This is a genomic window from Streptomyces sp. 4N124, from assembly GCF_052245395.1.
Classification (GTDB): domain Bacteria; phylum Actinomycetota; class Actinomycetes; order Streptomycetales; family Streptomycetaceae; genus Streptomyces.
Genome location: NZ_JBQQBS010000141.1, coordinates 1 through 1,367, shown reverse-complemented (window position 1 = coordinate 1,367; position 1,367 = coordinate 1). Strand labels below are relative to the sequence as shown.

Sequence of the window (1,367 nt, the reverse complement as noted above, 5' to 3'; positions counted from 1 at the left end):
TTCAGGGGCTGTGTCCGCGTCGTTTGTAGTGGCTGATACGGGCTTGGTGTTGGCGTCGTCGGCGCCATGTCGACCAGTGCAGGATGTGGTCGATGGGGGTGGGGCGGCGGTCGGTGAGGCGGGTGATCAGGCGTCGGATCTCGGCGAGGCTGAGGTGGATGAGCTGGGAGGATCCGTTTCTGCTTTGTCGGTGTCGATTTCGCGGGCTCGCAGGACGGTGAGGCAGGCGTGGGCTGCCATGGCCAGGGTCATGTGGCGGTGCCAGCCGGGATAGCGGCGGACCTGGTAGTCGTCCAGGCCGCATTCCTGCTTCGCGGTCTGGAAGCATTCCTCCACCGCCCAGCGGCTGCCCGCGATGCCGATCAGCTCGTCCAGCGTGGTCTGGGCCGGGCAGTAGGCGATGTAGTAGGACATCTCATCGGGCCTGCTGACACTGCGGCGGGCGAGAACCCAGTGCCGGCGGTCCGCGCGGTGCCAGGGCCTCACCTCGACGCGGGCCCAGTCGAAGATCCGCCGGCCATGAGCTCCTTCACCGCAGGAACGGCGTTTCCACTTCTGCCGCGGCAGGCCGGGAAACAGGTCGTGGACGGGGTGGTCGATGGACCAGCGGGTGACGACCGTGTCGTGCCGGGTGGTGGCCATGACGTGGAAGACGTCGGCCTGCTCCAGCTCGAACCGCCAGCCCTTGCTGTAGCCGTAGGCGGCGTCCGCCGTCACCCATCCGAACGGGATGTTCTCGGCGATGGCCCGGCGGACCATCGCCTTGGCCATGGCCACTTTCGTCTCGAAGCCGACCGTGTCGTCGATGCCCGCCCGCCGGCACCGTTCCCGGTCGTCCGTCCAGGAAGTGGGCAGATACAACCGCCGGTCGATGAGCGTGCGTCCGCGATCTGTGGCGTAGGCGAGGAACACCCCGATCTGGCTGTTCTCGGTGCGGCCGGCGGTGCCGGAGTACTGCCTTTGCACCCCGGCCGAGCGGATGCCCTTCTTGAGGAAGCCGGTGTCATCCACGATCAGGACCGCATCCCGGTCTCCGAGATGTTCCACGACGTAGTCGCGCACGTCGTCCAGGACCTCGTCGGGGTCCCACTCGATCCGGTTCAGCAGCCGGTGGATGCGATCGGGACCCGCGTGCCCGGCTTCCTCGGCCAGCGTCCAGCCGTTCTTGCGCTCAAGCGGCGCAACCAGCCCCCGCATATAGGCAAGCGCCGACTGACGCGGCTCCTCCCGGTTGAACCTGTGCACGAACCGCTCATGCAGAGCGGCCAGTTCACCCGCCCACAGCCTGACATCAGCAAGGTCCCCACCCATAACCACACCAACGAACGACCTGGCCAGCAGTCACGACAACCACCGTTGCAGTACTA

General features: G+C 66.9%; 1 protein-coding gene. It reads right to left on the bottom strand.

The genetic code is table 11. From position 1 onward, the window contains the following. Positions 1-126 precede the first annotated feature (126 nt). A complete protein-coding gene (locus ACTWQO_RS48450; RefSeq protein WP_443243806.1) occupies positions 127-1,311 on the bottom strand; it encodes an IS701 family transposase in 1,185 nt (394 codons plus the stop codon). Positions 1,312-1,367 lie beyond the last annotated feature (56 nt).